A 22,053-nucleotide genomic window follows, 5' to 3' on the forward strand; every position below is an offset into this window, starting at 1 on the left:
CGCGGTAGAACCGCAAAAAAATCGAACACGTCAAATTTCCCTCACGTCTGTGCGGCTATACTGCTTTACCCATAAAGGAGCAGTGGAATCGTTTTTGCATCCGCCCATTCGGAAAAGAACCCTCTTGATGGTCGCCGTGATGCGAAATAACAATATCTGGAGGAATGTCGTGCAAACCTTTCAAGCCGATCTCGCCATCGTTGGCGCTGGCGGAGCAGGATTACGCGCTGCAATTGCTGCAGCGCAGGCCAATCCGAACGCCAAAATCGCTCTGATTTCCAAAGTTTATCCCATGCGCAGCCATACGGTTGCCGCGGAAGGCGGTTCTGCCGCCGTTGCGCAGGATCATGATAGCTTTGAGTACCATTTTCACGACACCGTCGCCGGGGGCGACTGGCTTTGCGAGCAGGATGTCGTCGATTATTTCGTACATCATTGCCCAACCGAGATGACGCAACTGGAACAGTGGGGCTGCCCGTGGAGCCGCCGCCCGGACGGCAGCGTCAATGTGCGCCGTTTTGGTGGCATGAAGATTGAGCGCACCTGGTTTGCCGCCGACAAGACCGGCTTCCATATGCTTCACACCCTCTTCCAGACCTCCCTCCAGTTCCCACAAATTCACCGCTTCGATGAGCACTTCGTGCTGGATATCCTGGTCGATGACGGGCAGGCGCGCGGCCTGGTGGCAATGAATATGATGGAAGGCACGCTGGTGCAGATCCGCGCGAATGCGGTGGTGATGGCGACCGGGGGTGCAGGCCGGGTATATCGCTATAATACCAATGGCGGCATCGTTACCGGCGATGGCATGGGTATGGCGCTCAGCCACGGCGTGCCGCTGCGTGATATGGAATTTGTGCAATATCACCCCACCGGCCTGCCGGGTTCGGGCATTTTGATGACGGAGGGTTGCCGCGGTGAAGGCGGGATCCTGGTCAATAAAGATGGCTACCGTTATTTGCAAGATTACGGCATGGGCCCTGAGACTCCACTCGGCGAGCCGAAGAATAAATATATGGAGCTTGGCCCACGCGACAAGGTATCTCAGGCATTCTGGCACGAGTGGCGTAAAGGCAACACGGTTCCGACGCCGCGCGGCGATGTGGTCTGGCTGGATCTTCGTCATCTGGGCGAGAAAAAGTTACTTGAACGCCTACCGTTCATTTGTGAACTGGCGAAAGCCTACGTGGGCGTGGACCCCGTGAAAGATCCCATTCCGGTACGCCCGACAGCACACTACACCATGGGCGGCATTGAAACCGATCAGCAGTGTGAAACCCGTATTCAGGGGCTGTTTGCCGTGGGCGAATGCTCCTCTGTAGGCCTGCACGGGGCAAACCGTCTGGGGTCCAACTCGCTGGCCGAACTGGTAGTCTTTGGCCGCATGGCAGGCGAAAAAGCGATGGCGCGAGCAGCAACCTCAGGCGAGGCCAATAGCGCCGCGCTGGATGCACAGGCTGCGGATGTCGAAAAACGCCTGAAAGCGCTCGTTAACCAGGAAGGCAGTGAAAACTGGGCGAAGATCCGCGATGAGATGGGCCTCTCCATGGAAGAGGGCTGCGGCATCTACCGTACACCTGAGCTCATGCAGAAAACCATCGACAAGCTGGCGGAGCTCCAGGAGCGTTTTAAACGCGTACGTATTACCGACACCTCCAGCGTGTTCAATACCGACCTGCTGTACACCATCGAGCTGGGCCACGGCCTGAACGTAGCCGAATGTATGGCTCACTCTGCAATGGCGCGCAAAGAGTCACGCGGTGCGCATCAGCGTCTGGATGAAGGCTGCACCGAGCGCGACGATGTCAATTTCCTCAAGCATACCCTCGCTTATCGCGATGCAGACGGCACAACGCGTTTGGACTATAGCGATGTGAAGATTACTACGCTGCCACCGGCGAAGCGTGTGTACGGTGCAGAAGCGGAAGCAGCCGATAAGAAGGAGACGGCGAATGGCTGAGATGCAAACGCTGAAAGTTGAAGTGGTGCGCTACAACCCGGAAGTGGATTCCGCACCACACAGCGCTTTCTATGAAGTGCCCTATGACGAGCAAACCTCCCTGCTGGATGCGCTCGGTTACATAAAAGATAATCTGGCCCCGGACCTGAGTTACCGCTGGTCATGCCGCATGGCGATTTGCGGTTCATGCGGCATGATGGTCAATAAAGTGCCGAAGCTTGCCTGTAAAACCTTCCTGCGAGATTACCCCAAAGGCCTCAGGGTTGAAGCCCTGGGCAACTTCCCGATCGAGCGCGACCTGGTTGTCGATATGACCCACTTTATCGAAAGCCTGGAGGCGATTAAACCGTACATCATTGGTAACCCACGCACCCCGGATCAGGGGCCGAACGTGCAAACGCCGGCACAGATGGCGAAATACCATCAATTCTCCGGCTGCATCAACTGCGGCCTCTGTTACGCTGCTTGCCCACAGTTTGGCCTGAACCCGGAGTTCATCGGCCCGGCCGCCATCACGCTGGCACACCGCTATAACGAAGACAGCCGCGATCGCGGTAAAAAAGAGCGTATGGCACAGCTCAATGGCCAGAACGGCGTCTGGACCTGTACGTTTGTGGGTTACTGCTCGGAAGTCTGTCCGAAGCACGTCGACCCGGCCGCCGCTATCCAGCAGGGTAAAGTTGAAAGCTCGAAAGACTTTCTTATCGCCACCCTGAAACCACGCTAAGGAGTGCGTAATGACGACTAAACGCAAAGCCTATATACGGCCAGTGCCGTCCACCTGGTGGAAAAATCTGCCGTTTTATCGCTTCTACATGCTGCGCGAAGGTACGGCAGTCCCCGCGGTGTGGTTCAGCATTGAATTGATGTACGGCCTGTTTGCCCTGAAGCACGGTCCGGAATCCTGGGCCGGATTTGTGGGTTTCCTGCAAAACCCCATAGTGGTGCTGCTAAATATCATTGTGCTGGCGGCCGCGCTGCTACATACCAAAACCTGGTTTGAGCTGGCGCCTAAAGCGGCCAACATTATCGTCAAAGGCGAAAAAATGGGGCCAGAGCCTGTGATCAAAGGGCTTTGGGTAGTCACAGCCGTTGTGACTGTGGTGATCCTTGGCGTTGCCCTGTTCTGGTAAGGAGGCCAGTATGATCAATCAAAATCCAAAACGATCTGATGAACCTCTCTTTTGGGGGCTATTTGGCGCAGGCGGCATGTGGTGCGCCATTATCGCGCCTGCGATCATCTTGCTGGTGGGAATTATGCTGCCGCTGGGACTGTATCCCGGTGATGCCCTGAGCTATGAGCGAGTACTCGCTTTTGCCCACAGCTTCATCGGTCGCGTCTTCATCTTCCTGATGATCGTTCTGCCGCTATGGTGTGGGTTACACCGTATCCATCATGCCATGCACGACCTGAAAATCCATGTGCCAAACGGTAAGTGGGTATTTTATGGTCTGGCGGCGATCCTGACCGTTGTCACGCTGGTGGCTGTCGTATTTATGTAATTATCCTCGCTCTCCTGTCGCGGCAGGAGAGCAAATTTCTCGCCAGGTTCTACACTTAACAAAAAACCTCTCAGGACATCTCTATGCGCATCCTGCCTGCTTTCGCTGCTATTGCCGCTGCGTTTCTGGTTGTTGCCTGTAGTACCCCTACCCCGCCGCCTGGCGTCACCGTCGTGAATAATTTTAACGCCCAACGTTTCCTGGGTACCTGGTATGAGATCGCCCGCTACGACCACCGTTTTGAACGCGGATTAGAGAAAGTGACGGCAAACTATAGCCCGATGCGCGACGGCGGCATCCAGGTCATCAACCGGGGCTATAACGCTGAGCGTGGAATGTGGCAGCAGGTGAAAGGGAAAGCTTATTTTACTGGCTCGCCGAGCAGAGGGGCGCTGAAAGTCTCTTTCATTGGCCCCTTCTATGGTGGGTATAATGTCATTGGACTGGATCGAGACTATCAGCATGCGCTGATATGCGGACCGGATCGCAACTATCTTTGGCTGCTGTCTCGTACGCCAACGGTCACGGCAGAGATGAAACAGCAGCTCCTCGATGTTGCGACCCGTCAGGGTTTCGACGTCAGCAAATTAATGTGGATTGAACAGCCACACTAATGGGTGCTGAGTTTTAGCCCAATGATTCCGGCAACGATCAACGCGAGGCTGGCAATTCGTGCCAGGCTCGCTGACTCGCCCAGAAGTAAAATACCTGTGATAGCAGCGCCCACCGCGCCGATACCCGTCCACACCGCGTAGGCCGTCCCTACCGGTAGCGAACGCATCGCCCAGGAGAGCAAAACAATACTGATAATCATGGCAGAGACAGTGATGATGCTTGGAGTCAGGCGGGTAAAACCATGGGTATATTTCAGGCCAATGGCCCATACCACTTCCAGCAAGCCGGCAATAAAAAGAATAATCCAGGACATAGGGGCTCCTTAACTTAGAAAACAGTATGGGGCCGTCCCCGATGATAAGGCCTTTATGGGTCGTCCCATAAAGGTAGGTCATTCTCATTGTGAAGAGCATGGGTTCACAATTCAATATATTTGTTCAGCGAATAAATGAGAGCTTAAAAGCAAGAAATAGGCGCTGTTAGCTACGAAGTTCAGGCATTTACCACTCATCGGACTTCCCTATGATGGGGGGCTTGCTGAGAGCAGATCGTAGCCACCTCTTACCGATTGCGAAAATAATATGTTCAAAATACTTTTGATTGACCGATGTCACTTCACCCGCACCGGGCTAGAAGAGTGGCTCAATCATTCAGGGCTGTTTCCACACTCCCTGTTAGTTACCAGTCTTAATAACCTCTTTCTTGCCAAAGAGCATATCCTGCAGTGGAAACCGGCACTGGTTATTGCTGATTTAAACGGTTTTCAGTCAGATATACACCATCTTGAGCAGCTCTCTCCTCTGATGGCGGCCAGTGAAAATGTTCCTTTTATCTCTTTGCATACGGGCGAAGCGCCAGAGATGTCTGCATTTATGCAGCGCTTTCCGGTCTGGGCATCATTACAAAAAAACACGGCTCTGGACACCCTATCCGAAACCATTAACGACGCGCTCACCACTCACGAAGTATGTGAGCCTGCGTATATGGTGACGCCATTATTGACCAAACAGGAAGAGAGAGTGTTATCGCTATGGATGGAGGGGGACAGTAATCAAAAGATTGCCAGCAAGCTGAGTATTAACGGCAAAACCGTGTACACCTACAAACGAAATATTCGTATGAAACTACATATGGATACGCGGTATTCGCCGTTTTTATCACTACCTGAACATAAACTGGACGGTACGGTGACCTGAAGCCCCGTACCGTTCAGCATTACTGTTGTGCTTTCGTTGCGGCGCCAGAGATTGCGCTGCCACCGTCAGAAATATCCTCACCAACCCCACGGGTGGTATTACAGGCGGTTAAAACTGATGAAAGCACCAGAACAGAAAAGATCGCTGCAATTGTTTTCTTAACCATAATTTCTTCCTTTTTAAGCCAAAGTTATTTTTGTATAGCCACTTAAGCATAGCCAAAATCGCGCCATTCGACGGAAAAGGGAAAAATTTTAGGAATAAATGAGAAGAGATTAACTGGCAGCGCGAGAAATGATGTGGCCCAGGCCCTGAATATCCTCACCAACACCGCGCGCGGTATTGCATCCGCACAGCAAAGTGCCTGCGATAGTCATCATCAAGACGAGAGCGATTTTACGTTTCATCTTCCCTGAACCTCAAAAAAATCAGGCGCAGCAAACGCTGCGCCTTCGATCAAGAGTGAATTACTTGACGCGGGATACGTACTCGCCAGAGCGGGTATCCACTTTAATAACTTCACCGATCTGTACGAACAGCGGAACTTTAACCACTGCGCCAGTAGACAGCGTAGCGGGTTTGCCACCTGTACCTGCGGTATCACCTTTCAGGCCTGGATCGGTTTCGATAATTTCCAGTTCAACGAAGTTCGGCGGAGTGACAGCGATTGGCTGGCCATTCCACAGGGTCACGATGCACTCAGCCTGATCCAGCAGCCATTTGCCGTTATCACCGATAGCTTTTGCATCAGCGGACAGCTGCTCGAAGGTTTCGTTGTTCATGAAGTGCCAGAACTCACCATCGTTGTACAGGTAAGTCAGGTTCATATCGACAACATCTGCGCCTTCTGCAGAGTCGGTGGATTTGAAGGTTTTCTCAACACGGGTACCCGTCAGCAGGCGGCGCAGCTTAACACGTGCGAATGCCTGACCTTTGCCGGGTTTAACGAATTCACTGGCTTCAACCGCGTACGGTTCGCCGTCCATCATGATTTTGAGACCGGCACGAAAATCGTTGCTATAGTAAGTCGCCATAAGGCCCTCTGAAATTGTTAATTGGTAGCTAAGCCACAAAATGGCGCATATTGTAACCCTAAATACCCCATCCAGAGAAGATTGGTTATCGCAACTTGCCGATGTAATCACCAGTCCTGATGAACTGCTTCGTCTTTTAGATTTGGACGCCGATGAAACATTGCTTGCAGGTAGAGAGGCAAGACGCCTCTTTGCGCTGCGTGTCCCCCGCGCGTTTGTTGCGCGAATGGAGAAAGGCAACCCTAACGATCCTCTTTTAAGACAGGTACTTACTTCTCAAGAAGAGTTTATTTCTACCCCGGGATACAGCACCGATCCCCTCGACGAGCAGAACAGCGTCGTGCCGGGTTTGCTGCACAAATACCGCAATCGGGCTTTGCTGCTTGTAAAAGGAGGTTGCGCGGTAAATTGTCGCTACTGTTTCCGTCGCCACTTCCCTTACGCTGATAATCAGGGCAACAAGCGCAACTGGCAAGGTGCACTGGATTACATTACCCAGCATCCGGAGCTGGATGAGATTATTTTCTCCGGCGGCGATCCGCTTATGGCGAAAGACCATGAGCTGGATTGGCTGATGACGCAGCTTGAGAACATTCCACATATTAAGCGGCTGCGGATTCATAGCCGTTTGCCGATTGTTATCCCGGCACGTATTACAGAACCGCTAGTTGCACGCTTTGCAGCCTCATCGTTACAAATCTTGCTCGTGAACCATATAAACCACGGCAATGAGATTGATGAAGAATTCAGTCAAGCAATGGCACGGCTACGAAAAGCGGGTGTGACACTGCTCAACCAGAGCGTCTTGTTGCGTGGTGTCAATGATAATGCCTTTACGCTAGCGGCCCTAAGCAACAAACTGTTTGATGCCGGAATCATCCCTTACTATCTCCATGTTTTGGACAAGGTTCAGGGAGGGGCTCATTTTATGGTGAGTGATAGTGAAGCGCGGGCGATAATGCGCGAGTTGATGGCCAGTATCTCTGGGTATCTGGTACCCAAATTGACGCGAGAAATAGGCGGAGAGCCTAGTAAGACGACACTCGATCTAGGCCTTAAGCAACATTAAAATCATAGTTGTCCGGGTATCCCTTTCTATCCGGACAAGACTCCAAATCCCTCTAATTCTAAACTTAAAATATCCATAAGCTTAAAATAACATTTTAAAATGTTTGATAATGAGGGAAATTAGCTCAGCGACTATCAAAATAACAAAAAGTACTATAACCCATTTCGGTAATTTCAAAATCACGCCCGAAGAGCCTGAAGGCGCTGCGTTATTGTCCATAACGTTGTAACCTGTGAGAGCACCCGGCTGACTTTTTATGGAAGCATGTCCTGAGATAGTCATTGATGGGATAGTATTCTCACTGTCCTCCTCCTCAACGATCTCCAGATGCGTACCTGGGGCAAGAATAAACCCATTTCGGCGCACAGTAACAATGATTTCATCAGTCAAACCTGCTTTTTTAAGGGATTTCCTTAATAAGGAAATATTTTGATAAAAGGTATTCTGTGACACAACAATACCTCTGGCCATCCAGACGCGCTCCAGGAAATCATCGCGTGAAACAACCTTTCCGCCATTTTCAATTAAGAGCTGCAAGCAACGCGCAGTTGGCGCATTAAGAGTCACCTTTGTACCATCAGGTTTAAGCGTTCTCAATTCGCATGAATTGACATCGAAAATAATTTCTTTATTTATTAGAAATAAATTATATGCCATAACCCTTCAGCCTTCCTTTACTGTCAAGACGGTTAAAACGTAGCGGTTATTCCCAACCACCTGTGAAATCATTTCATCACAACGATTTTGATGTATGAATCCTACCGATTCATGATGACCTACAAACAACAGTTGAATATCGTATCATAATTTTCGTATTCGATGAAAGATACCACTCGCAGCCAAAAAACATGTCTAAGATCATTTTTAACTTTTTGATTATACTGAAATGAGAATAAAGTTAGCTTAAACAATGGTACCGTTTATCAAATACATAAATAAATCATACTATTCATGTAGTTGGATACTTTAGAAGTCTTATCCAAATCCCCGCAGCCCATGGAAACCCAGCATTGATGTGTGGCTCGGAAAAATCGAATGTAGTTCTATTTCATTCTGATTTATTGATTTCTAATGCTAACCAGGCAATGTGATGTCAGAGGGAAGAGAATGCTGATAGTTGTTATGAATTTATGAAGGTTATGGCAGGTTATTTTTCTGAGTAGCGTATCCATCAAAGGCGACAAGCACCCTATTGTGATACTCAAACAACTAACAATAAGGTGGCTAAAGCCCTCCATTATCGCATCGCTAAAGTATGACTGGAACATGAATTATTTGCGGGAAGAATGCCTTGCATCTAAACATATCTTAATTCAACGTTAAATTATTCTTCTTAGTTAATAAAAATCAATACAAATAGGATAAGACCGATTATTAACAACTAAACAATTCACCAACAAAATTAAATTCATCTTGCGACTATAACCAGAATCTATCATCTATAAAAAAACTAAATGATCCCTACTTCTGTCAACATGATATTTAATTCAATCAAATTCATATGCGCACACACATAAAAAGAAATACATTTACTCAGCTTTCTCGTTGCATAGACCTCTGATTACCATCGCATGGCGATAGATAAAAGGTTTGTGCCCAGGAGCAAAAGGGTAGGCCTAATCGCATGCATTAGCCGCTACTTAAATAGGATTGCTGTCGTTTTATATGAATGGAACAAACAAATGAAAAAGAATATTCTCGCCGTTTTAGTCGCCGCAACAACAGTTCTGAGCGCTCAGGCATTTGCAGCTGGCAACACAGCTCAACTGGTTATTCACGGTACCGTGTCTAACTCTGATGAATCCTGTAACGTTACCCCAGGTGCTGGTGCTATCAGCGGTGGTACCGTGGTACTGGACAACGTCAAAGCATCTGTACTGGAAGCTGCTTCTGCCAACGTTCCGGTATTAGCCTCTGCTAAAGATATCACTTACAAAATTGAAGATTGTAAGAAAGGTGGCAATGCGTACACAGGTAATCTGACTGTGAACGTTGCAGGTAACTATGTTTCAGGTCAGCCTCAGATTCTGACTAACGAAGCAGCAAATCCTGCAGCGAAAACAGGTATCGCATTGCTCAATGGTGACTCTACCCGCGTTAAATTCGATGGTACTGAAGCAAAAACCGTTGCTTATAAAGCCGGTAGCCCAACCATCCTGAGTTATAAAGCAGCATATGTTAAAACTGCAAATGGCGTAACTGCTGGTGATGTAAAAGGTGTTGCTACCTTTACTATTACTTATTGATCGTTTGAGGGGCCTGCTACGGCAGGCCCTTTTGTTTTGCTTTTATTTTTTTTGAGAATACATTATGCGCAAGTCATTATTAAAATTAGTGGCAATGTTAATTTGCTCCACCAGTTTCGTAGCTAATGGCGGCGTGGTTGTCGAGTCCACTCGTTATCTTTATAAAGAGGGCTCGCGTGAAATCAGCGCCCAGTTAGATAACAAAGATGATACACCTTACCTGATGAAATCATGGGTTGAAGCATCGGGTACAAGTACAGTCTCCGCTTTTATGGTTACCCCTCCTCTTTTTCGATTAGAGGGTAAACAGAAAAACACGGTCCGCATTTTTCCCAATGCACATATCTCATCTGCAGCAAAAGACAGAGATACATTATTTTATTTCAACGTAATGTCGATTCCGCCAACAAACAGTGATGACGCTGAGAGTCAGAACAGGCTACAGCTTGCGGTTCGCCACAGAATGCGATTGATCTATCGTCCAAAAGCAATACAAAATTTATCCGTGATTGAAGAGTCAAAGAAAATAAAATGGCGGAAAAGTAACGGAAAAATCACCATTGCAAACCCAACTCCATTTTTCATTTATTTTACATCAGTGAAAATAAATGGAAAAGAAATGGTCGATAACATTCCTAACATTGAGGCGTTTGAATCAAAACAAGCAGACTTGCCAGCAGGGATAACTGGAGGAAAAGTCACATGGAGCGTCGCAACCGAATATGGAAGCGCGGGTCCGGAATATTCATCATCAATATAACTTAAAAATTCTGACCGGTTAGGGTGAAACTATGTCTGCATTCATAAAAAAAAGGGAGCACATCCTAGCAGGAGTATCCCAAAAATTTGTGGCGCTGATGCCAGCATTACTGATTGGCTTCAGTGGAAATGTTGCTGCTCGTGATTTTTTTGATCCTGCATTCATACGAAGTGTTGGTCAAAACGACACATCAAAGCTGCCGGATTTATCGATATATGCAACCCAGAATGCCCAGGCACCTGGGGAATATCGCGTTGAAGTCATGCTCAACAATGAGTACATCGAAACAACGACAGTACATTTCGTCGAAGTCGCTAAAAACGATGGGATCGCACTCGTTCCTTGTCTCAGCCTAACCAAGCTTTCTGCCTATGGCTTACGTCTGAGTGCATTTCCTGATCTAAAGGAAGATACTAAAGGTTGCACTAATACAAATATTATTCCTGATTTCAAAGCTGAATTCAACTTCAATACGCAACAATTAAATATATCCATACCGCAAGCCGCATTAACACATATAGCGCAAGATGTAATACCTGTTGAAGAATTTGACGAAGGCATAACTAGCCTTTTAGCCAACTACCAATTTACCGGTGGTAAAGATTTTGAAAATGAGCATGAAAGTTACAATCTCAACCTGCAGTCAGGCTTGAACGTTGGTCCATGGCGAATCCGTAATTTAGGTGCATGGAGTAAAACTGACGGTAATAAATCAGAATGGGATTCTGTCTATTTATATGCGCAAAGAAGTATTGTGCCACTGAAGAGCACCCTGGTATTAGGTGAAAGTTCATCTCTATCGAATATTTTTGATAGCGTTCCTTTTACTGGCTTACAATTAAGCACCGATCTCGATATGTTACCGGAAAGCGTTCGTGGTTATGCTCCTGTTATTCGAGGCATTGCAAAAACCAATGCGCGTGTTGTTGTCAAACAAAACGGATACCAGGTCTATCAGGCTTTTGTCTCTCCTGGCGCGTTTGAAATTAATGATATGTATGCTACGGGTGGCAACGGAGACCTCTATGTAACCGTAGAAGAAGCAGATGGAACAGAACAAAAATTTATAGTCCCATTTGCATCGCTGCCATTAATGCTTCGCGAAGGGCAAGTCGAGTATGAAGTGACGAGCGGTAAATACCGCCCTTATGACAACAATACCGATGAAACACCTTTCACTCAGGCAACCGTTAGTTATGGAGCATTTAGTAACACCACCTTCTATACGGGTTTGCAGGCGGCTTCGAAATATAAGTCTTTAGTATTCGGTATTGGCCATAACCTTGGCGAAATTGGTGCAATCTCCGCAGATATCACCCAAGCCTGGTCAAAAAGAAAAGATGAAGATAAAACTTCAGGTCAATCATGGCGTATTCGGTATGGTAAAAATATCATTGAAACCGGTACGAATATCACGGTAGCCGGCTACCGCTATTCTACTAAAGGTTTTAATACCCTCTCAGAGGTACTTGATACTTACGTAAGTGACACGCTATCAAGGACTTCGCGTTCAGTGCGTAACAGAACAAACTTAACGGTAAACCAAAGCCTCGGCGATGGCCTTGGGAATATTGCCGTCACCGGTCTGTTTGAAGACTATTGGGATAGCAGCCGTAAAAATCAGTCGTTAAGCATTGGCTATAATGGCGGCTGGAAAAGAATCAACTACTATGTGGGCTACAGCTATAGCAGATATAGCTGGGAAAATAGCCAAAGCGATAAAATAAAAGAAGATAACCATCTTTTCTCTTTGAACATCTCCGTACCGTTAGCCGATTGGTTGCCGAACACTTATGCTTCGTATCAATTGAATAATAGTAACCCAGGCTCTACTGAACAATTTGTCTCATTAAATGGCGTTGCATTAGAAAACAACCAGCTGGACTGGAATGTTCAGCAAGGTTATAGCAACCGCGACAGTACCAGTGGAGGCGTCTACAGCTCGTACAAAGGCTCAAAAGGCTCAGTTAACGGTGGTTACAGTTACAGTAGCAGTAGCCAACAGATCAACTATGGCGCCAGTGGCGGTGTCTTGCTCCATGAGAATGGGATCACCTTTGGACAGGAAATGTCAGACACTGCAGCATTGGTTAAGGCTCCCGGTCTCAGTCATGTTCGGCTGGAGTCTGATTCAACAATTGAAACTGATTCTCGTGGATATGCCATCGTTCCTTACGTCAGCCCTTATCGCAGAACGGGTATCACACTCGACAGCACAACATTAGCCGACAATATGGAATTACCTGTTACGTCGAAAAAAGTGGTACCGACTCGAGGCGCAATCGTAAGCGCAGATTTCGAGGGTAATATCGGCCGTCGGGCATTCCTCATATTGAAACAGCTATCAGGTGCAGACGTCCCTTATGGTGCAATGGTAACCTCCTCTGCCACACCTAAAGCTCAGGCCAGTATCGTTTCCGATGCAGGCATGGTTTACATGTCAGGTCTGAAAGACACGGGTGAGGTTTATGCTAAATGGGGTACAAATGCAGATCAACAGTGTACAGCATCATATAATTTAGCTTCAGTTACAGGAAGTATTGCGCAAACAACAGTGGTTTGCCGCTAATAAGGATCGTTAACACCATGAAAAAATTATTCTTACTAATAAGTTTATTTACCACAAGCTTGCACGTAGCGGCTGAATGTAGTTACAGCGGTACTGGTGGCGGTATTAACGTATCCTTTACCAATGTAAAAATATTATCTGATTCAAGCCAGCCCAACGGAGCAATATTAGCGGCCGCAACTCGCGGTGGTAACGTAACGAATGTCAAAACATTCTCAAACTGCGGTCCTGGTGATGTATATGTCATACATTCCACTAAAGATATCGATTCCGGGATAAAAGGTGTTCAGGGTATGCCTGTTTATAATACGGGTATACCCGGCATAGGGTATCAAATAACGGACATTACTACCGGTACGAAAATACGACCTATTGCTGCAGAGTTCAACTCACCTGTACCCGCTGACACACGTTACTTTTCTAAGTCCTATATTCCAGAACAAGTGACCGTCTGGCTGGTCAAAACAGGCCCAATTACACCGCAAACTTTAAGCGGCATGATTACAGTTTATTATTTGGCCGGAAATGCTACGGATACCGCGGGTACGGGTGCTCAGAACAAAGGGCAGCTCTTCAGGATTGGTATTAACTTATCTACTATTAAATTTAAGCAAACCAGTTGCAACATTACACCACGTAATGGAAATACGGTGATCCTTGATAAGATCACTGCGGCACAGTTGAAAGCAACACCTCAGGGGGGAGATACAGGGAAGCAAAAAAATATCAGGCTCGATATTGACTGCCCTTCAACTGAGGTTGGGAAAAATTATCTCTATTGGTTCAACCCAATTAGCGAAAACTCACCCACTAAAGATGGTGTTTTGCTGAACGATATTTCGAGCGGGGTAAGAGGGGTTGGTCTCATCATAAAACAAGAAAACAAACCAATCACATTCTATGATCTTAATAAATATAAAATTTCTAACATTAAAAATAACCAATCGTTAAATCTAACAGCAGACTACTATTTGATGTCCAATGATGTCACGTCAGGGGCTGTTAAGGGACAATTTGAAGTCATACTGCAGGAAAAGTGACTTTCAATTTGAGTCCATTAAGTAGCCCTGTGTAATTTTTCATCATCAGCCTAACCATCGGCTGATGTTTTTTTTTATAGTTCTGCGGTCCGCTCTGAAAACACACCAATTAATAATGGCCATTAACACCTCAGCCAAAGCTGCCATATCGAACCAGGGAAACATCAAAAACGCAATTTAGAAAAGTCTTTTTTATCAGTTGGATATTTTAAAATGAGACAGAGTTCACGATAAACTTCATAAGTGAAGTATGTTTCTTTTTTAGATTAACCAATCAAAATTCAACATCAAAGTATAATAAAAGTATTGGCATTGATATTTTATCGTTTTACCTTATTGCGAAAGAATGTCAGGGCACCGATTCCTGACATGCTTTTGTCTGTAAAGCACTCGTTAAGATTAATTACATACAAATTTAAATCATCATTATATAAGGAAATACAATGAAAGAATTAACTTCAATTGAAATGGCGAATGTGTCAGGAGCGGCTCTCAAATCTTTTATTAATGGTACACAAGGTTTTGGTGCCGCAGTCGTTGACGGTGTTCTGGGTGGCCTGCTTTCCGCTATCGTTTGTTCATCAGCGGGTGGTCTGCAGGGCGCTACAACTGCAAGCGGCGCGGGCGGCGGTCTGATTGGGGTAGGCGTTATTACTATGGCTGTAGGTTCAATCTGGGGTGCCATCCACGGCGGTATTCTTGGTGTTTGTTATGGTGCTTACAATGGCGTTGCAGAGGCGCAGGTAATCTCTAATCAGGTGTTAGACGGCATGTCTGATGGCACCATCGGTGGTTACAAACCTATCCAGTGGTTTAAATAAAAATAAAGCCACTATAAGCGTGATTATTAATTTAAACGCTTAGTTTCCCCCTCAAGCATTCATAAAGAATGCTTACTTTTTAAGTTTAATGACTGCAGGATAAAGTTAATCCTCATTCATTAGTTAATAACGAATACAGCAATATTAAAACAGGAATTAAAAATGAAAGAGTTAACTTCAATTGAAATGAATGAAATTTCAGGTGCCGGTATTCTGAGTTTCCTGAATGGTGAACAAAGTTTTGGCGCGGCGCTTGTTGACTCCGTAGTGGGTGGTATTTACGGCGCGGTCGTTCTGTCTGCTCAGGGCGCATTACAGGGGGCTACGACTGGTAACAGCACTGGCGGCGGTATGCTGGGCGTTGGCTCAGTGATGGCCTGGACGGGTTCCATCTGGGCAGCAGTTCAGGGTGGCGTTTGGGGTGCCGTCATTGGTGCCTATGAAGGTACTGCTGCCATTGACGATCGCACCCGTATCTTCTTTGACAGCGTAGTATTTGGTACTGGCGGCGGCTTCAAAAACTAATTTTTCTTATTGATCGTGGAGAGCACATCGATATCACTTGTCGATGTGCTCTCCATTCTCTTTTTAAAATTCACGCCCATAGGGATCATAATTTCAAATTTACTGATAAAGAATCATTCTTTTTATTAACGATTTTAAACACTATAAAATAAAAGTGATTGAACATGACTAATAAACTTTATCGCAAGGAAGCGATTGAATACAAAAAGAATCACTGGAAAGGGAAAGCACTTTTATTAGCAGGCATGCCAGCATGGTTAATAAGCATACTTTCGCTGTGTTTTTTTTGCATGCTTATCTTTTCGTTGATTTTCTGTAGCTATACGCAGCGTATCGATGTGCGCGGCGAGGTCATTACATTGCCTCATTCGGTAAACGTCTTCTCTCCGCAGCAAGGTTTTGTTGTTAACAAATACGTGGAGCCAGGCGATATAGTGACTAAAGGAACACCACTGTATGAACTGGATGTCTCTCGCTCCACCGCAAGCGGCAATGTTAACGATTCCATGACGGCAGTCATTACTGAGAAAATTAGTAATGGCGAAGAGATTATCGCCAAAATTGCATCTAACAAGAATGAAACATTAGAGGCATTAAACACCCAGCTGCATCAATATGAATTTTCGTTAAAAGAGACTAACGAAATGTTGCGCAATGCCTCGAGTGGTCTGCGAAAAATGAAAGAAAACCTGCAGAGTTACGACCAATATCTTAAGCAAGGGTTGATCACTAAAGATCAGTATAACTACCAGCACTCATTATTCTTTCAACAGCAGAGTACTTATCAATCGCTGGTCAGCCAAAAAATGCAGCTTGAATCGCAATTAACTCAGCTTAAAAGCGATATTGTGACTAAAGGCTCAGATTTTGATAACCAAATATCAAGTCAAAAGAACCAAATTAACGATTACAAAAACCAACGACTGGAATCTAATGCAAACGGAAATCTGGTTGTTAAAGCCACTACGGACGGCAAGATAGAATCAATATCCGTCACCACGGGCCAGATGGTTGATAAAGGAAGCAGCCTTGCTCAAATAAAACCAACGGGCAACGTCGAGTATTACTTAATTTTGTGGCTGCCTAATAACAGCATTCCCTATGTCAAAACCGGGGATACTGTAAATATTCGTTATGATGCTTTCCCTTCTGACAAATTTGGCCAGTTCCCGGGAAAAATTGTCTCTATATCCTCCGTTCCTGCATCGCGTCAGGAAATGGCTGAATATACGAACACCGCATCTGGCCCTAATCAACAAGAACTCGCGCTCTATAAAACAGTTGTTGCAATCAAAGATAAGAAAATAAGTTACAACGGCAAAACACTTGAACTTTCTAATGGACTTAAGGCCCAGGCGATTGTTTTTCTTGAAGAAAGACCACTGTACATGTGGATGTTTACCCCAGTTTATAAAATTGCACAAAGCGTGAGTGGTCCGATCAATGAATAAAGCGTTATTTGAAAACATTATTTCCAAACTGAATTTTTCGTTCAGAAAAAGCACCCCTGTCATTTTGCAGTCCGAGGTTTCAGAGTGCGGAATCGCTTGCTTAGCAATGATTTCAGGCTACTACGGCCTGAATATTGACTTGTTCAATTTCCGTGAGCGTTTTGGTAGCCCTTCCCAGGGTGTGAGTCTGTTGTCATTATCTCATACAGCCGATCGTGCTGGCTTAAAGAACCGTGCATTGTCTCTGGATCTTGATGAAATTCATCAGTTGAAGTTGCCATGCGTAATTCACTGGGGAATGAACCACTACGTTGTACTGACTAAAGTACGTAGATCAAGCTTTGTGGTGCATGACCCCGCTCTTGGCAAACGTATTATTGGCATCCAGGAGATGTCTAATAACTTCACGGGCATTGCCATGGAGTTATGGCCAGATCAAAACTTCCAGCAGGAGAAAGCAAAGTCCCGTTTACGCTTATTAGATTTAATGCGTAATATTGTCGGACTTAAGAGTACGCTTATTAAACTCTTCGCCTTCTCTGTCGTCATCGAAGCGATAGGTCTGCTTTTGCCAATTGGTACGCAGATGGTTACGGACCATGTGATCATGGCTCACGATCAAAGTTTGCTGGCAGTCATCTGTATCGGTCTGGTGACCTTTACACTGTTCCGTACCTTCCTGAGCATGTTACGTGGCTGGACATCATTAACGTTGAATACGCTGACCAGTATTCAGTGGAAAACAACGTTATTTGATCATCTTGTCCGTCTGCCGCTGGCTTTCTTTGAGAAACGGCAGCTTGGTGATATTCAGTCGCGCTTTGGTTCGTTAGACACTATTCGTTCAACCTTTACGAATAGTATCGTCACCGGTGTTATCGACTCGATTATGACTATCGGGCTCCTGGTTATGCTCACCCTTTACGGTGGCTGGCTAGTCTGGGTAGTTGTCGGTTTTACAGTGTGCTATGCCATCATCCGTTTAGCCACTTATCGCTTCTATCGCCGCGTATCGGAAGAACAGGTTATTAAAGGAGCCAGAGCAAACTCGCACTTTATGGAGTCCTTGTATGGTATCGCAACCATTAAAGCCCTCAATATAAAAGAGCGTCGCTCACAGAACTGGCTGAATTTGAATATCGATGCCTGTAACGCTGGTATCAAGCAGACGCGATTTGACATGCTATTTGGTGGAATAAACACTTTTATTTCGTCAATTGATCAAGTGGTTATCCTTTGGCTTGGCGCACTTATGGTTATCGACAACAATATGTCGCTGGGTATGTTTATGGCCTTTAATGCTTATCGCGGTCAGTTCTCGCAGCGCGCATCCAGTTTGATCGACCTGGTCATGCAGTTACGCATGCTTTCTTTACATAATGAAAGGCTTTCTGAAATTGCATTTAGCGAGCCAGAAGCTGAAATGCCGGTTCGTCGGGTCTTTGCAGAAAACGAAGGCATTAAGCTGGAGATCAAAAACCTTAGCTATCAATACGATCCCTTTTCACAGCCTATATTCTCGAATCTCGACATTACCATCGAGCCAGGGGAATCGCTGGCGTTGGTTGGCCCGTCAGGTGTGGGCAAAACCACATTACTCAAAGTGATGTGCGGGTTACTTTCGCCTACCAGCGGCGATGTGAAGGCCAACAATTTAAGTATTGAGAAGATTGGTTTAAATAATTATCGCCTCAGCACGGCTTGTGTTCTTCAGGAGGACCGTCTGTTTTCGGGTTCCATCGCTGAAAACATAAGCTGCTTTGAAGATAATGCCGATATGGATTTCATTATTGAATGTGCACGCCATTGTAATATTCATGATGAGATTATTAACATGCCTATGGGATATGAAACGCTGGTTGGTGAATTAGGGACAGGCTTGTCAGGCGGGCAAAAACAACGTTTGCTTATTGCTCGTGCCTTATACCGGAAACCAGGCATTCTGTTTATGGATGAAGCAACCAGCCATCTGGATTTAAACAACGAAGCTAACATTAACCAGTCTATCTCATCGTTAAGTATTACCCGCGTTATTGTTGCCCACCGTCCATCGACGATTGCATCAGCAGACCGCGTAATTGATTTAAGTAAACTGGCTAAACATTAAACCTATTCACAGGTAAGGAACAACCTATGACGATAAAAGTAAAAGGGATTAATACAGGATCGATTAAAAGCAATGAACGCTTTGCCCTCATGGCGTTCAAAATCAGAGATATCGATAATGTTGAACATACTTTCTTTTTCCAGTTGAATCAGTTGATCGATTTACTTTTGATCCTACGCTTTCGTATAGCAAAAGTATCGCAGCGCCTCGCTGAGCGTGGGGAAAGTTATAAAGAAAAGCTTATCGCTGAAAGAGACAGTTTGATGGCTAACGTCCCCAATATTGATGTCATGGAAGTCAATAACCCGGACATTTCTAAAGTCATTATGTCTATGGCACCGAAGCAGAAAGATGAAAAATTCGAGCTCGTCGCTATGTTGCAAAATGAACAAATCGAGTGTATTGAAATAGATGATACTCAAATTGAGTTTATCGTCTTCGCTATTCAACAATCGCTCAATACAACAAATGACAAGCAAACCATACAACTGGTTACTTCATTGCTTGATTTTGTCATGCTGTATTTTGTTGATCTGTCAGATATGACTAATCTTAACTTCCGAAAAGTTGAACATGAGAAATGGAAGCTAGATTTGTTTACGCACTATATTGCCGTTCTGTTTTGCTTTGAACATGAAGAGGGCAAAAAAATATTGGCGGGTACCATCCTTAAAACAGAGGCCGAACCTAATACGGAGCAATTGCAGAGTATTCTTCACCGGGTTGCGATGATGTCGCCTGGCGTGAAAGCCCTTCAGGATCAGCATCCGATATGCCAGACTTTTGCCAAAATCATTCCGTCACAACCAAACCAGCTTCTTACCATGGAGGAGTGCATGCAGCCGCTGCATGATTTCTGTGTGGAAGTGAAGGCGGCGATGCTCAACGCATAAGAATTTGAGCGTCTACAAGGATGTAGAAAACGGTAATCTTTCCCTCCGTTTGCTCAGGTTTCCCTCTCATTTATGAGAGGGCGAACCAGAGCGTCCAGACAAGATATTAATGCTTTTGCTTTGATAATATCAGTTCGGGCACTTATACACCTGGCCGTTCATCTCACTGGCCGTCGGGACAAAGCTTGATAACATCCCCTGCGTCGGGCTGCTCACGCCATAAATCACGTTACCGCCCATTGCAGCTGCCTGGTTACGCAGCGCATTAGCCGCACCACGCATTGAGCCGCCCTCTTCCCCGTGCTGCCCAGAAAGCCAGTTGCTCTGTTTGCCATTGGCCGTGCCCAACAGCTGACATTCACTCCCGGGTTTATCTTCTACGAAGCGGACATTCTGCCCACCCGCAGATAACTCATTACCGGAACTGCAACCCGCCAGCAGCAACGCTGCCCCTACGATCCCTGCACAGACTTTTACGCGCATGTTATTCCTCGATTTTAATAAGATGGACAACCGTTGCCCTGTGTAAACCTTATACTAAAAAGATGACCAAAAGAAAAACCCCCAGCCATTTCTGACTGGGGGTTTCTTCATTTCTGCGAGGTGCAGGGCAATTACATCATGCCGCCCATACCACCCATGCCGCCCATACCGCCAGCAGCACCTAAGTCAGGCGCGTCGCTTTTCGGCAGGTCAGTCACCATGCACTCGGTGGTGATCATCAGGCCAGCAACAGAGGCCGCGTACTGCAGCGCAGAACGGGTCACTTTGGTTGGGTCCAGAATACCGAAGTCGATCATGTTGCCGTATTCTTCAGTAGCTGCGTTGTAACCGTAGTTACCTTCGCCCGCTTTCACGTTGTTAGTCACAACAGACGGTTCTTCACCGGCGTTAGACACGATCTGACGCAGAGGTGCTTCCATTGCGCGCAGCGCAACTTTGATACCCACGTTCTGATCTTCGTTCTGAGCAGTTAGGTTAGCCAGTTTAGCGGCAACGCGCACCAGCGCTACACCACCACCAGCAACAACGCCTTCTTCTACTGCAGCGCGGGTTGCATGCAGAGCATCGTCAACGCGTGCTTTTTTCTCTTTCATTTCAACTTCGGTCGCAGCACCCACTTTGATTACTGCAACGCCGCCTGCCAGTTTCGCTACGCGCTCCTGCAGTTTTTCACGGTCGTAATCAGAAGTCGCTTCTTCGATCTGCTTACGGATCTGACCAACACGGCCCTGAATCGCCGCTTCTTCACCCACGCCATCAATGATGGTGGTGGTGTCTTTGTTGATCACAACACGTTTAGCCTGACCCAGATCTTCCAGGGTCGCTTTTTCCAGCTCCATACCGATCTCTTCAGAGATAACGGTACCGCCGGTCAGGGTAGCGATATCCTGCAGCATCGCTTTACGGCGATCGCCGAAGCCAGGTGCTTTAACCGCAGCCACTTTCACAATGCCACGCATGGTGTTAACCACCAGGGTCGCCAGCGCTTCGCCTTCAACGTCTTCAGCAATGATAAGCAGCGGCTTGCCTGCTTTCGCAACGGCTTCCAGCACTGGCAGCATTTCGCGGATGTTGGAGATTTTCTTGTCAGCCAGCAGAATGAACGGGCTTTCCAGTTCAACAGCGCCAGTTTCTGGCTTGTTGATGAAGTATGGGGACAGGTAACCGCGGTCGAACTGCATACCTTCAACCACGTCCAGTTCGTCTTCCAGACCGGTACCGTCTTCAACGGTGATAACGCCTTCTTTACCGACTTTGTCCATCGCTTCTGCGATCAGTTTACCTACGGTTTCGTCGGAGTTAGCGGAGATGGTGCCAACCTGAGCAATCGCTTTAGAGTCAGAGCACGGTACGGAGAGCGCTTTCAGTTCTTCAACAGCGGAAGCGACAGCTTTGTCGATACCACGTTTCAGATCCATTGGGTTCATACCCGCAGCTACGGCTTTCAGACCTTCAGTGATGATAGCCTGCGCCAGTACGGTCGCGGTGGTGGTACCGTCGCCTGCAGCGTCGTTCGCTTTAGAGGCAACTTCTTTCACCATCTGCGCGCCCATGTTTTCGAACTTGTCTTCCAGCTCGATTTCACGTGCAACAGAAACACCATCTTTAGTAATGGTTGGCGCGCCGAAGGATTTATCCAGCACTACGTTACGACCTTTCGGGCCCAGAGTGACTTTAACTGCATCTGCCAGTACGTTCACGCCGCGGAGCATTTTAACACGAGCGTCGTTACCGAATTTTACGTCTTTAGCTGCCATGTT

Annotated in this window: 23 protein-coding genes; 16 read left to right on the top strand and 7 right to left on the bottom strand. The window is 46.5% G+C overall.

What is annotated here, in order from left to right; all coding sequences use genetic code 11:
• Window positions 1-169 precede the first annotated feature (169 nt).
• The 5 genes from frdA (at window position 170) to blc (ending at window position 4,077) form a co-directional block, all read left to right on the top strand.
• Window positions 170-1,960, top strand: a complete 1,791-nt coding sequence (frdA, locus tag B3511_RS16890) for a fumarate reductase (quinol) flavoprotein subunit (protein ID WP_286783884.1) — start codon at window positions 170-172, stop codon at window positions 1,958-1,960.
• The gene (locus B3511_RS16895) at window positions 1,953-2,687 is read left to right on the top strand and encodes a succinate dehydrogenase/fumarate reductase iron-sulfur subunit (RefSeq protein ID WP_286783885.1); all 735 of its coding nucleotides are present in this window, start codon (window positions 1,953-1,955) and stop codon (window positions 2,685-2,687) included. Before frdA ends, B3511_RS16895 begins: the two co-directional genes overlap by 8 nt.
• Before the next feature lie 10 nt (window positions 2,688-2,697).
• Window positions 2,698-3,093 carry a fumarate reductase subunit FrdC gene (gene frdC, locus B3511_RS16900; RefSeq protein WP_040077518.1) on the top strand — a complete coding sequence of 132 codons (396 nt, stop codon included), beginning with the start codon at window positions 2,698-2,700 and terminating at the stop codon, window positions 3,091-3,093.
• A 10-nt stretch (window positions 3,094-3,103) separates the two neighbouring features.
• Window positions 3,104-3,463: a fumarate reductase subunit FrdD gene (frdD, locus tag B3511_RS16905; RefSeq protein ID WP_040077519.1), complete on the top strand. Its 360-nt coding sequence runs from the start codon at window positions 3,104-3,106 to the stop codon at window positions 3,461-3,463.
• A gap of 83 nt (window positions 3,464-3,546) precedes the next feature.
• Window positions 3,547-4,077 (top strand): outer membrane lipoprotein Blc, encoded by a 531-nt coding sequence (gene blc, locus B3511_RS16910; RefSeq protein WP_040077521.1) that lies wholly within the window; start codon window positions 3,547-3,549, stop codon window positions 4,075-4,077.
• Here the strand turns inward: blc and sugE are convergent.
• Entirely contained in the window at window positions 4,074-4,391 is a 318-nt protein-coding gene (sugE, locus tag B3511_RS16915; RefSeq protein WP_040077522.1) for a quaternary ammonium compound efflux SMR transporter SugE, read from the bottom strand. The genes blc and sugE overlap by 4 nt on opposite strands.
• 268 nt (window positions 4,392-4,659) lie before the next feature.
• Here sugE and B3511_RS16920 point away from each other — a divergent pair, with 268 nt between their 5' ends.
• Window positions 4,660-5,274: a helix-turn-helix transcriptional regulator gene (locus B3511_RS16920; RefSeq protein WP_286783886.1), complete on the top strand. Its 615-nt coding sequence runs from the start codon at window positions 4,660-4,662 to the stop codon at window positions 5,272-5,274.
• 19 nt (window positions 5,275-5,293) lie between these two features.
• On the opposite strand, the gene ecnB is transcribed toward B3511_RS16920, so the two are convergent.
• The 3 genes from ecnB to efp form a co-directional block, all read right to left on the bottom strand.
• Window positions 5,294-5,440, bottom strand: coding sequence for a lipoprotein toxin entericidin B (ecnB, locus tag B3511_RS16925; protein WP_039055654.1), 147 nt, complete (start codon window positions 5,438-5,440; stop codon window positions 5,294-5,296).
• A gap of 109 nt (window positions 5,441-5,549) precedes the next feature.
• A complete protein-coding gene (locus B3511_RS16930) occupies window positions 5,550-5,681 on the bottom strand; it encodes an entericidin A/B family lipoprotein (protein ID WP_072056347.1) in 132 nt (43 codons plus the stop codon).
• A 60-nt stretch (window positions 5,682-5,741) separates the two neighbouring features.
• On the bottom strand, window positions 5,742-6,308 hold the full coding sequence (efp, locus tag B3511_RS16935) for an elongation factor P (RefSeq protein WP_040077524.1): 567 nt from the start codon (window positions 6,306-6,308) through the stop codon (window positions 5,742-5,744).
• 40 nt (window positions 6,309-6,348) lie between these two features.
• On the opposite strand from efp, the gene epmB reads away from it, so the two are divergent.
• Window positions 6,349-7,377, top strand: a complete 1,029-nt coding sequence (epmB, locus tag B3511_RS16940) for an EF-P beta-lysylation protein EpmB (protein WP_286783887.1) — start codon at window positions 6,349-6,351, stop codon at window positions 7,375-7,377.
• 81 nt (window positions 7,378-7,458) lie between these two features.
• Here epmB and B3511_RS16945 read toward each other — a convergent pair whose 3' ends face one another.
• Window positions 7,459-8,034 carry a transcriptional regulator gene (locus B3511_RS16945; protein ID WP_286783888.1) on the bottom strand — a complete coding sequence of 192 codons (576 nt, stop codon included), beginning with the start codon at window positions 8,032-8,034 and terminating at the stop codon, window positions 7,459-7,461.
• 1,025 nt (window positions 8,035-9,059) lie between these two features.
• Between B3511_RS16945 and B3511_RS16950 the strand changes: the two genes are divergently transcribed.
• The 9 genes from B3511_RS16950 to yjeJ all read left to right on the top strand — a co-directional run bounded on the left by B3511_RS16950 (window position 9,060) and on the right by yjeJ (window position 19,789).
• Window positions 9,060-9,623, top strand: coding sequence for a fimbrial protein (locus B3511_RS16950; protein WP_286783889.1), 564 nt, complete (start codon window positions 9,060-9,062; stop codon window positions 9,621-9,623).
• 64 nt (window positions 9,624-9,687) lie between these two features.
• Window positions 9,688-10,383, top strand: a complete 696-nt coding sequence (locus B3511_RS16955) for a fimbrial biogenesis chaperone (RefSeq protein ID WP_286783890.1) — start codon at window positions 9,688-9,690, stop codon at window positions 10,381-10,383.
• Window positions 10,384-10,426: 43 nt separating this feature from the next.
• Window positions 10,427-12,952, top strand: coding sequence for a fimbria/pilus outer membrane usher protein (locus B3511_RS16960; protein ID WP_414671882.1), 2,526 nt, complete (start codon window positions 10,427-10,429; stop codon window positions 12,950-12,952).
• Window positions 12,953-12,969: 17 nt separating this feature from the next.
• The gene (locus tag B3511_RS16965) at window positions 12,970-13,992 is read left to right on the top strand and encodes a fimbrial protein (RefSeq protein ID WP_286783892.1); all 1,023 of its coding nucleotides are present in this window, start codon (window positions 12,970-12,972) and stop codon (window positions 13,990-13,992) included.
• A gap of 443 nt (window positions 13,993-14,435) precedes the next feature.
• Window positions 14,436-14,813 carry a hypothetical protein gene (locus B3511_RS16970; protein WP_046885489.1) on the top strand — a complete coding sequence of 126 codons (378 nt, stop codon included), beginning with the start codon at window positions 14,436-14,438 and terminating at the stop codon, window positions 14,811-14,813.
• A 162-nt stretch (window positions 14,814-14,975) separates the two neighbouring features.
• Window positions 14,976-15,338, top strand: a complete 363-nt coding sequence (locus B3511_RS16975) for a hypothetical protein (RefSeq protein ID WP_286783893.1) — start codon at window positions 14,976-14,978, stop codon at window positions 15,336-15,338.
• Window positions 15,339-15,502: 164 nt separating this feature from the next.
• Complete coding sequence (locus B3511_RS16980) at window positions 15,503-16,789, top strand: HlyD family secretion protein (protein WP_040077532.1); 1,287 nt, start codon at window positions 15,503-15,505, stop codon at window positions 16,787-16,789.
• Entirely contained in the window at window positions 16,782-18,896 is a 2,115-nt protein-coding gene (locus B3511_RS16985; protein WP_286783894.1) for a peptidase domain-containing ABC transporter, read from the top strand. The genes B3511_RS16980 and B3511_RS16985 overlap by 8 nt, the downstream gene beginning before the upstream one ends.
• 26 nt (window positions 18,897-18,922) lie before the next feature.
• Window positions 18,923-19,789 carry a YjeJ family protein gene (gene yjeJ, locus B3511_RS16990; RefSeq protein WP_286783895.1) on the top strand — a complete coding sequence of 289 codons (867 nt, stop codon included), beginning with the start codon at window positions 18,923-18,925 and terminating at the stop codon, window positions 19,787-19,789.
• 129 nt (window positions 19,790-19,918) lie between these two features.
• On the opposite strand, the gene B3511_RS16995 is transcribed toward yjeJ, so the two are convergent.
• Entirely contained in the window at window positions 19,919-20,272 is a 354-nt protein-coding gene (locus tag B3511_RS16995; RefSeq protein WP_040077535.1) for a DUF4156 domain-containing protein, read from the bottom strand.
• A gap of 131 nt (window positions 20,273-20,403) precedes the next feature.
• A complete protein-coding gene (gene groL, locus B3511_RS17000; RefSeq protein WP_040077537.1) occupies window positions 20,404-22,050 on the bottom strand; it encodes a chaperonin GroEL in 1,647 nt (548 codons plus the stop codon).
• Window positions 22,051-22,053 lie beyond the last annotated feature (3 nt).

Source organism: Leclercia sp. UBA1284 (assembly GCF_002308415.1).
Lineage (GTDB): Bacteria > Pseudomonadota > Gammaproteobacteria > Enterobacterales > Enterobacteriaceae > Enterobacter > Enterobacter pneumoniae.

Coding starts and splice junctions, on each gene's coding strand:
- B3511_RS16895 (WP_286783885.1), top strand. CDS start 1,953: ATGGCTGAGATGCAAACGCTGAAAGTTGAAGTGGTGCGCTACAACCCG.
- frdC (WP_040077518.1), top strand. CDS start 2,698: ATGACGACTAAACGCAAAGCCTATATACGGCCAGTGCCGTCCACCTGG.
- frdD (WP_040077519.1), top strand. CDS start 3,104: ATGATCAATCAAAATCCAAAACGATCTGATGAACCTCTCTTTTGGGGG.
- blc (WP_040077521.1), top strand. CDS start 3,547: ATGCGCATCCTGCCTGCTTTCGCTGCTATTGCCGCTGCGTTTCTGGTT.
- sugE (WP_040077522.1), bottom strand. CDS start 4,391: ATGTCCTGGATTATTCTTTTTATTGCCGGCTTGCTGGAAGTGGTATGG.
- B3511_RS16920 (WP_286783886.1), top strand. CDS start 4,660: ATGTTCAAAATACTTTTGATTGACCGATGTCACTTCACCCGCACCGGG.
- ecnB (WP_039055654.1), bottom strand. CDS start 5,440: ATGGTTAAGAAAACAATTGCAGCGATCTTTTCTGTTCTGGTGCTTTCA.
- B3511_RS16930 (WP_072056347.1), bottom strand. CDS start 5,681: ATGAAACGTAAAATCGCTCTCGTCTTGATGATGACTATCGCAGGCACT.
- efp (WP_040077524.1), bottom strand. CDS start 6,308: ATGGCGACTTACTATAGCAACGATTTTCGTGCCGGTCTCAAAATCATG.
- epmB (WP_286783887.1), top strand. CDS start 6,349: ATGGCGCATATTGTAACCCTAAATACCCCATCCAGAGAAGATTGGTTA.
- B3511_RS16945 (WP_286783888.1), bottom strand. CDS start 8,034: ATGGCATATAATTTATTTCTAATAAATAAAGAAATTATTTTCGATGTC.
- B3511_RS16950 (WP_286783889.1), top strand. CDS start 9,060: ATGAAAAAGAATATTCTCGCCGTTTTAGTCGCCGCAACAACAGTTCTG.
- B3511_RS16955 (WP_286783890.1), top strand. CDS start 9,688: ATGCGCAAGTCATTATTAAAATTAGTGGCAATGTTAATTTGCTCCACC.
- B3511_RS16965 (WP_286783892.1), top strand. CDS start 12,970: ATGAAAAAATTATTCTTACTAATAAGTTTATTTACCACAAGCTTGCAC.
- B3511_RS16970 (WP_046885489.1), top strand. CDS start 14,436: ATGAAAGAATTAACTTCAATTGAAATGGCGAATGTGTCAGGAGCGGCT.
- B3511_RS16975 (WP_286783893.1), top strand. CDS start 14,976: ATGAAAGAGTTAACTTCAATTGAAATGAATGAAATTTCAGGTGCCGGT.
- B3511_RS16980 (WP_040077532.1), top strand. CDS start 15,503: ATGACTAATAAACTTTATCGCAAGGAAGCGATTGAATACAAAAAGAAT.
- B3511_RS16985 (WP_286783894.1), top strand. CDS start 16,782: ATGAATAAAGCGTTATTTGAAAACATTATTTCCAAACTGAATTTTTCG.
- yjeJ (WP_286783895.1), top strand. CDS start 18,923: ATGACGATAAAAGTAAAAGGGATTAATACAGGATCGATTAAAAGCAAT.
- B3511_RS16995 (WP_040077535.1), bottom strand. CDS start 20,272: ATGCGCGTAAAAGTCTGTGCAGGGATCGTAGGGGCAGCGTTGCTGCTG.
- groL (WP_040077537.1), bottom strand. CDS start 22,050: ATGGCAGCTAAAGACGTAAAATTCGGTAACGACGCTCGTGTTAAAATG.